This is a genomic window from Flavobacterium sp. ACAM 123, assembly GCF_000264055.1.
In the GTDB taxonomy this organism is placed as follows: Bacteria; Bacteroidota; Bacteroidia; order Flavobacteriales; family Flavobacteriaceae; genus Flavobacterium.
Genome location: NZ_AJXL01000139.1, coordinates 1 through 7842, shown reverse-complemented (window position 1 = coordinate 7842; position 7842 = coordinate 1). Strand labels below are relative to the sequence as shown.

Annotated in this window: 9 protein-coding genes; 5 read left to right on the top strand and 4 right to left on the bottom strand. The window is 31.4% G+C overall.

Features of this window, described 5'->3' with window-relative positions; all coding sequences use genetic code 11:
• Nucleotides 1-108: 108 nt before the first annotated feature.
• The 5 genes from A3SG_RS0116670 to A3SG_RS0116650 all read left to right on the top strand — a co-directional run bounded on the left by A3SG_RS0116670 (nt 109) and on the right by A3SG_RS0116650 (nt 4500).
• Complete coding sequence (locus A3SG_RS0116670) at nt 109-627, top strand: hypothetical protein (protein WP_198008535.1); 519 nt, start codon at nt 109-111, stop codon at nt 625-627.
• On the top strand, nt 614-1066 hold the full coding sequence (locus A3SG_RS20945; protein ID WP_016991145.1) for a diadenylate cyclase: 453 nt from the start codon (nt 614-616) through the stop codon (nt 1064-1066). Before A3SG_RS0116670 ends, A3SG_RS20945 begins: the two co-directional genes overlap by 14 nt.
• On the top strand, nt 1044-1505 hold the full coding sequence (locus A3SG_RS20215) for a Mov34/MPN/PAD-1 family protein (protein ID WP_016991144.1): 462 nt from the start codon (nt 1044-1046) through the stop codon (nt 1503-1505). Before A3SG_RS20945 ends, A3SG_RS20215 begins: the two co-directional genes overlap by 23 nt.
• 99 nt (nt 1506-1604) lie before the next feature.
• On the top strand, nt 1605-4112 hold the full coding sequence (locus tag A3SG_RS0116655; RefSeq protein WP_016991143.1) for a DUF4268 domain-containing protein: 2508 nt from the start codon (nt 1605-1607) through the stop codon (nt 4110-4112).
• A gap of 28 nt (nt 4113-4140) precedes the next feature.
• Nucleotides 4141-4500 (top strand): hypothetical protein, encoded by a 360-nt coding sequence (locus A3SG_RS0116650; protein WP_016991142.1) that lies wholly within the window; start codon nt 4141-4143, stop codon nt 4498-4500.
• Nucleotides 4501-4505: 5 nt separating this feature from the next.
• On the opposite strand, the gene A3SG_RS0116645 is transcribed toward A3SG_RS0116650, so the two are convergent.
• The 4 genes from A3SG_RS0116645 to A3SG_RS20210 all read right to left on the bottom strand — a co-directional run bounded on the left by A3SG_RS0116645 (nt 4506) and on the right by A3SG_RS20210 (nt 7622).
• Nucleotides 4506-5453, bottom strand: coding sequence for a DUF6371 domain-containing protein (locus A3SG_RS0116645; RefSeq protein WP_016991141.1), 948 nt, complete (start codon nt 5451-5453; stop codon nt 4506-4508).
• Nucleotides 5454-5555: 102 nt separating this feature from the next.
• Nucleotides 5556-6857: a DUF3987 domain-containing protein gene (locus A3SG_RS0116640; RefSeq protein ID WP_016991140.1), complete on the bottom strand. Its 1302-nt coding sequence runs from the start codon at nt 6855-6857 to the stop codon at nt 5556-5558.
• On the bottom strand, nt 6847-7278 hold the full coding sequence (locus A3SG_RS0116635) for a hypothetical protein (RefSeq protein ID WP_016991139.1): 432 nt from the start codon (nt 7276-7278) through the stop codon (nt 6847-6849). Before A3SG_RS0116635 ends, A3SG_RS0116640 begins: the two co-directional genes overlap by 11 nt.
• A 29-nt stretch (nt 7279-7307) precedes the next feature.
• Nucleotides 7308-7622, bottom strand: coding sequence for a helix-turn-helix domain-containing protein (locus tag A3SG_RS20210; RefSeq protein ID WP_232226411.1), 315 nt, complete (start codon nt 7620-7622; stop codon nt 7308-7310).
• Between the last annotated feature and the right edge of the window lie 220 nt (nt 7623-7842).

Here is a 7842-nt window from a genome sequence, read left to right as displayed (position 1 = left end):
AAGAACTAGGTAAATTTAGTATTCTTTTATAGTTGTATTAGGTGTTTTAAGCAATATTTTATATTTAAAAATAGACAGTCTTTCTATCAGAATATAGAAAATTTAAAGTTGATATCAAATTATCTGGGTGTATTATCTGTTTTGGGGATTATGTTTTTGATATTGAAGTGGATAAATTTGTATTTATGGAAGTATTGCATTACAAATTTAATTATTAAAATTCCTGATTTAAATGGTAGGTATGAAGGGGAAATGATTTCATCTTATCTAGATGTTAATAATGAGCGAATTAAGATGGTATGTGTAATGGAGATTGTTCAGAATGCATCAAAAGTACATATACATACTTATATTGGACGAGGAGACAATGAAAGCTCAAAATCAGAAACAATTTGTGAAGAGTTGTTTTTAGAAACAAACAGTATCTATACTTTGTATTATAATTATAAAAATGTTTCTGATTTACAGGTTGAATTAAACGATCATAAAGGCACAGCTTATTTAAGTTATTTCCCTGATAAGAAATGTTTAAAAGGTAACTACTTTAATGAGCGAAAAAATAATGGAGAAATTAAGGTGTTTTTTAAGTCAAAAAATCTAATTGGAAGATTCAATGAAAAATTATAAGATAATTGATATAGTCGATAAAATTTGCGAAAATAAATATGAAGATTTTACTGGATTGGGGTTGATATTTTATATCGAAAAGGAAAATCTTCCTATTGAAAGTTTAAATCCTTTTTGTGAATTAAATAATCAAATTATGGATGAAGAATTAATAGCTCAAAAGTTGGTTGAAATTAGTAAGGAAACTTGTCAATGTCATGATGGTTTTCATCTATTAAATCAGGATTGTAATTTGACTGATTTATCGTACTATTTTTCGACTCCAATTTCTATAGAAAAAAAACCAAAACAAAATAATGGTAGTCGATATAGAACAGCTTTCTATGGGTCGCTATTGACAGATGTTATTTTAACAGTAATTATTAGTTCCAACTATAATGTGATGATTTTTATTAAAGGTGAAGAATTTAATTTGTATGAATATAAAAAGCTCACATAGCGATATATGTATAAGTTCAGAAGTTATTGATTTATTTAAAAAGCATGTTCAGAATAAAAAAGAATTACCTGAATCAGGAGGAATTCTTACTGGAAAAGTCTTAAATAAAGTAATCGAAATAATAAACTGTTCAGAACCTTCAAGTGATGATATTCAATCTAGATATAATTTTATTAGATCACACAAAACGGCTCAGAATTTTATTAATTATCGATTTGAAATATCTAATGGTACTGAAATATATTTAGGAGAGTGGCATACTCATCCAGAAGGTAAGCCCAAACCTTCAAATACTGATTTAAAAAGTTTTTATAAAACATTAAAAAAGAACAGACTTAATTCTGATGTTCATTTTATGATAATTGTTGGAATAATTGAAACCTATATCGCAATATATGATAAGGGAAAAATGGTTGATCAAAAATATATAATCCTATAATTATAAGAAATTAATATTCGTATTATCTCTTCAAGATAAACCAACTTGCAGCACGGAACAATTCTATTTAACCGAAAAAGGAAAAGCACTTACCAAATTATGAAAGCCAACGAATTACAAATAAATAACTTTTTACAAGCACCCAACGTTCAATTTGTAATACCTGTATATCAGCGTAATTACGACTGGAAAAATGCAGAATGTCACGAATTATTACACGATATTATTGGGGTTGAAACAGAGAAAAGAGGTACACACTTTATAGGGAGCATTGTGTTTATACACGAAGGGACATATAGTACCAATGAAGTAAAAGAATTGGTTATTATAGATGGTCAGCAGCGATTAACTACGATCAATATTCTATATGTGGCACTTTACCGTTTTGCGAAAGAAAATGATAAAACACAGGATGCAGAGCGTTTATACAATATGTTCTTGACTAATCAATATGTTCAAAACGAATCTAGCAAATTAAAGCTAAAACAAACCGATAGCAATTCATTGGCTTTCAAAGCCATTATGGTGGGTACAGAGAGAGAATTTGATGGTTTTTCGAATGTAATCGAGAATTATAACTTTTTTAGGAGTAGTATCAAAGAGGATAACTTCAACTTGATTTTACAAGGTCTGAATCGCTTGATTTTCGTTGAAATATCACTGGAAAGAGATAAGGATGATCCGCAACGTATTTTTGAAAGTTTAAATTCAACGGGCTTGGATTTATCACAATCCGATTTGATTCGCAACTTTATCCTAATGGATTTACAACCAAAAGAACAAAATAGAATTTTTGAAACCGTTTGGAGTCCCATTGAAGAAAATGCCAAAGATTTAGTGAAACAAAGCTCACTCGTTTCTGAGTTCATTAGAGATTACTTAACGTTGCGAAACAAGAAAATACCCAACAAAAACAAGGTGTATTTTGAGTTCAAAAGCCTGTATAATAACAAGAAAGAAGAGGCTTATTATCAGGAGTTAGAGAATATAAAATCATTATCAGCTCATTATAAAAAATTAGCCAATCCATCGACGGTCAAAGAGGCAAGTATTCGCAAAGAACTAGAATACATCAATCGTTTGGAGATTAATGTGGCTTATCCATTCTTACTTCAAGTATTTGAAGACACCGAAAACGGTTTGCTTGATACAGCAGAATTAATTAAGATTTTAAAACTGATTCAATCCTATACTTGGAGAAGGTTTATTGTAGGCTTACCTACGAGTGCATTAAACAAAATCTTTATGAGTTTGTATGCCGAAGTAGACTCAGAGGAATATTATGATTCTATTGCAAAAGCCTTACTCAAAAAGAAAGGAAGCGCCAAGTTCCCTTCTAATGAAGATGTAAAAACAGCTTTAAAGGATAAAGATTTGTACAATACCCAACCTAAAAACAGGAATTACCTATTTGAATTGTTGGAGAATTACAATAATAGAGAACAGGTCAATACCAATAATGAGACCATTACAATAGAACATATTTTTCCAAGAAATCCAGCTGAACAATGGAGTACAGACTTATCATCCGAAGAGTTTTTTCTATTCAAGGAAAAACATCTTAATACAATAGGAAATTTAACTTTATCGGGAAACAATGGTGCGCTAAGCAATAAGTCATTTCTAGACAAAAAGGAAATGAATAAAGAGGGTAACGAACAAGGTTACAGTTTTAGCCACTTATGGTTGAATTCCTATCTAAAAAAAATCGACAATTGGAATATTGAAAAATTCGAAGAGCGTCAAATTATCATCTATGACCGATTTTTGAAGATTTGGGAATACCCAACGGTTATCATTACTGAAAATGACGATTCTGAAGAACAAAATATCTTTGATGCCGAAAGCCCAAGAAATAAAAAACTAGAATATTATATTTTTGAAAACAATAAGATAGAAGAAGATACAGTGGCTCAAATGTATTTTGGAGTTGTTCGTGCCTTATATGAAAAGAACTCACAACTATTAGTCAGCAGTCCAGACGTTTTCAAAATCACTAGAAATTCAGCTGATTTTAGATCTTCACAAGAAGTAGCTAATGGGTGGTTTATGGAGTCTAACATTGATAGCAGTAGTAAATTTGGTGCTTTAAAAAGACTTTTGACTTTATTTGAAATGGAGGACGAATTAAGTGTCAAATATTCTCTAACGACTGATACCGAAGTCGAACCTAGCCGTTTTGAAGTAAGGAAAAGGTATTGGACTAAGTTGTTACCGTTACTAGAAAACACTACATTGTTTAATAATGTAAGTGCTTCAAAGGATCATTGGATTTCTTCGGGAGCAGGAACAGCTGGTTTGTCCTATACACTTGTTATAACCAAAATGTATGTTAGAATCGAATTGACTATTTTAACGTCAAGTAAAGATAAAAACAAATTGTTTTTCAATAAGCTTTTAAGGAATAAGGAAGCAATTGAAAAAGCATTTGGTCAAGAACTAGAATGGGAAGAACTACCTGAGAATAAAATGAGTAGAATTAAAATAGAGAAGCAAGGGGTAAATTTATTTAAAAAGACTGATTGGCTAGAAATGAATGAATTTATAGTAACTAATTTACCACAATTTGAGAAAGCGTTCAGTTCATTTATTAAGAATTTGAAATAAGTAATAAGTTTTAAAACTTTGAGATATTATGAAAATATCAGAAAATGTAATTCCCTTCACTTACCAAGAATCTAAAAGAGTTTTTGAAAATAAGCTATCTGTTAAAGAAGCGGCAGAAAACATTAATAAAAACTGTGGTATTAAAATTACCTCTAGTGCATATTACTATCATTATTTTAGGTTTTTAATGATTGGGGCAGTTTCATGTAGAGTATTAAGCAAATTCACTCAAGAACATTATCTTGAACAAATAGGAAAAAATTTTGGAGAGGAGCAATTCAAAAAATCGTTGGAGGCTTTTTACCAATTAATTGAAAAATTTGAGAAAGGAAACGGTTCGAAAAAAAATTCAATGGGAGCTATTTACGATAAGTATACTGAAGGATAACATTGCTATAATAGCCTAAACACATCCTCCAAATCACAATTATAAAAACCTTCATTTTTCAATTCCTGATCGGTTTTTCCCTCGGTCATGTCCCAGACAGAGGAAGTAATTCCTATATAACGAAGTTGAAATAGTTTGTTATAACAAATTGAAACAGCATTTTCACTCATATCAGGAACTAGCAATACATTACGACCTCTCAAACAGTTTAGTTTGTCGTTAGTTAAACCATTTATGCCCCCATAAGCAAGCCAAATGTATTGAGATAATAAAATGTATCCAACGATTGCAGTTTTCTCACTCTCGACCAGTATAACAGTTTTCTCGTTTTTTAGATCGTCGACTAGTAAGTGTGCACCATATAAACAGCTGTAATAACCGTCTTCATTTTTATAAGGAACCTTGAATTTATTGGTTCTTTTGCCGTTTTCATTGTAGTAAGAAACTTTAGCCTTTTGAACTTTTAAATCTGAATTAATATTCCAGTATACAGTTCCTCCATCTGCGGTGCTCCCTAGGGCATAGAGTTTCTTCGCATCGTTTACCTTTTCATTTCCATATTCTTTTCGCAAATACGAGAGGAGGTTGTTCTCTGGAGTAACATAATAGTAGTTCCAAATGGTCGTTTCCGGTATAAATTTCCATTTTTTTTCAATAGTAATTTTATTATTCTGCAAAGTGTTTACTGCGCTGTTTGAGTTTTGAAAAGAGTTTAAAAAGGTTTCGAATTTTTTATGGACGTCATCCCAGATGTACTCATTGCCTTTTTCATCCTTATATATAGTAGGAGGAACCGTTTTTTTACCGCATGAATGACAGAACCCATAAGTTTCAGGTAAGTTTACAAATGTTGAAAACTTACCGTCTTTATTGCTTCTATTGCAGCATGGTGTAGTTAAATTGTAGTTCCTTCTAGAATTAAATTTATATTCAATTGAATGTTTATGTAACATGATATATTTGATTTTAATAATGCAACTTGCAACTTTATATTTAGTGCTTTTACTTTGTTAAGTACTAATTTCATTGGCTTGTCGATGTTTTATTTAAGATTCTCAAGTTGCAGGTTGTTGCTGTATTATTTTGTTCCAGCGCCGTGATACTGTAGATTTATCTTTTCCTGTAATTTGCACGACATCATCTTGCTTTGCACCATTTTTCTGAGCAACCTTAATGATTTCGTCTAATGAGGGATCTTTTTTTGACTGTTCTAAGTTTTCTTCTACGATAATCTGAAAATTTGTAAAGTAAAACTCATTTATAAGAATGGCTAAATCGACTGTTTCGACTGCAATCAGGTCGTTTAAAACATCATTTTTAGCGTTTAAAATCAAATGAGCTAGAATTAGTAATTTGTGTATCGAGATTTGCATTTTAGCATTGTACTGCATCAAAATATTCCCTAGTTTTTCTCGTTTGTTTGTTAATTCTTGTAAATAATCAAATAGTCTTGTGTCAGCTTCGTCAGTCAGTGTTAATTGAGTTGAAAAACGTTCACACTCATTCTCAATAAATTTTCTTTCATTTAGAATATTAGTCAAGAGTACATTATAGTTTTGCTTTGTCAACTCAGACATCTTTTTTCTACTCAATGTTTTATTTTCAGTTAGTTTGGTGGTAAATAATAGACGGTCTATGAATCCACTTTCTAGATTACCGTCCGCAAAAAGTTTTGGAATAAATTCATTTTGAATCGAACCTAATAATGTAGGGTATGACTTTTTAATTCGAAAGCTATCTGTAGTTTTTCTTGAAATATCAATGTGCTTATTAGTATAACCTTGAAGAAAAAAAACCCGCCACATTGCTCCCTCATTTGAGCTTTTATTTGCCATTTTTTGGATTAAGCCACTAAGTTCATCATTTAAAATACCGACTGAATATCGGTTTTTATTATGAACAAACACAGCAGATTCTATAGTAGAATCTTGAAGAAAAAGCTGCTGTCTAGGGCACTTTTCTTGACCATCAGTATCTATTTGGTTTTCGAATTCCTCGTAACATTTGCTATCATAATCGTTCAGAGGATCAGTAGCAAGATCGATTGCTAATGACTTTACGTCACCGCGGCTTCCAACGATCGCAAAATATAGATTGCCGTAGTTTTCATAGCCTAGTGCACTTACTTTAAAAGCTAAGCCAGCTGCGTTGCTAAACGCAAATAGTGTTGAGCTCAATAAGTACTCTTTTGGAATTCGTTGTATCACGTACGCTTCATTTATGAAATAGCTAACTTCAGAAGGCATTGTATTTATAATTTTTTCCAATTGTTTTAGGGCTTGCTGTTTTAAAGGAAGTGACTTTGCAATAGCATCGTCAATTCCTTTTTGGACATCGTTAATCGTTTTAAGTTCCATAGTTTATTGTTTTTTTCTGGTAAACAACTGTTTGAGTTTGCATGTCATAAAATGCTGTAGAGCCATCAGGTCTTATAGGTAGACCTATAATGGGGTGGTACCTTTGTTTTAAGCTAGCTAATAGATTTTTTAGATCTCCTTTAGTAGCTGATTTACTTTCTTGACTGGTAAAAATGTTAGTGGCTAGCTTTACAGCCAGAGTTCCTGCTGCAGCATTACCAAAACCTGCTAAACTCATTTTCTCAATTTGAAGAGGTTTCTCCGTTTCAACTCCTTTAATAGTTTTTACAACTGCATCTTTAACCTTATTTTTATTGAAAGAATTGACACGGCAGCTATTACTGCAAAATTTTTGTTTGTGTCGTCTGTTTGGCTTGAATTCTTTGCCACAGTACTGGCATTTGTATAAATAATTTTCCATTGTGCGTAAGTATAACGTTAGATTAACGATTAAAAAAGTTTGTTTTTCATTAAGTAAGCATCGGCCCGATCTTCCATTTCAGATTTAGTTTGATGCTTGCCGCTCTTTAGCCAGGCTAGTATTTCGGATTTTAAGAAATACAAACGTTTGCCCTTTTTATGGTATGGGATTTTGTTTTTATGTACGAGACCGTACACAGTTGGGCGGCTGAGATCGATAAGTTTAGCGGTTTCATCGATGTTCATAAAGACATCCTCATGTGAAGAATTTGATAGATTAAGGTTCTGCAAGATTTTTTCGGCAACTTGATCAGAAATTAAATTTAGTATTTCTGAAAAAGGCATGTTTAAATGGTTCATCATTTTTTGGTTTAAATATTATTAGATTTTATTTGAAACCAAAAGTATAGGGGATGTGAGGATAATTATATGGGTGTCGGATAGTGGTTCATTAAAACTGGTTTTTTCAAAATATTGATTTTTAAGCGGTTAGATTGTTTTTTGTCTGTGTTTTTTACTATAAAAAAAACAAACCTACGTAGTAATTTACTTTCTACGTAAGTAG

What these genes read in the sequence shown, in the direction of transcription:
- A3SG_RS20210 (WP_232226411.1), bottom strand. Translation starts at nt 7,622, where the DNA reads ATGCCTTTTTCAGAAATACTAAATTTAATTTCTGATCAAGTTGCCGAA.
- A3SG_RS0116635 (WP_016991139.1), bottom strand. Translation starts at nt 7,278, where the DNA reads ATGGAAAATTATTTATACAAATGCCAGTACTGTGGCAAAGAATTCAAG.
- A3SG_RS0116650 (WP_016991142.1), top strand. Translation starts at nt 4,141, where the DNA reads ATGAAAATATCAGAAAATGTAATTCCCTTCACTTACCAAGAATCTAAA.
- A3SG_RS0116640 (WP_016991140.1), bottom strand. Translation starts at nt 6,857, where the DNA reads ATGGAACTTAAAACGATTAACGATGTCCAAAAAGGAATTGACGATGCT.
- A3SG_RS20945 (WP_016991145.1), top strand. Translation starts at nt 614, where the DNA reads ATGAAAAATTATAAGATAATTGATATAGTCGATAAAATTTGCGAAAAT.
- A3SG_RS0116645 (WP_016991141.1), bottom strand. Translation starts at nt 5,453, where the DNA reads ATGTTACATAAACATTCAATTGAATATAAATTTAATTCTAGAAGGAAC.
- A3SG_RS20215 (WP_016991144.1), top strand. Translation starts at nt 1,044, where the DNA reads ATGAATATAAAAAGCTCACATAGCGATATATGTATAAGTTCAGAAGTT.
- A3SG_RS0116655 (WP_016991143.1), top strand. Translation starts at nt 1,605, where the DNA reads ATGAAAGCCAACGAATTACAAATAAATAACTTTTTACAAGCACCCAAC.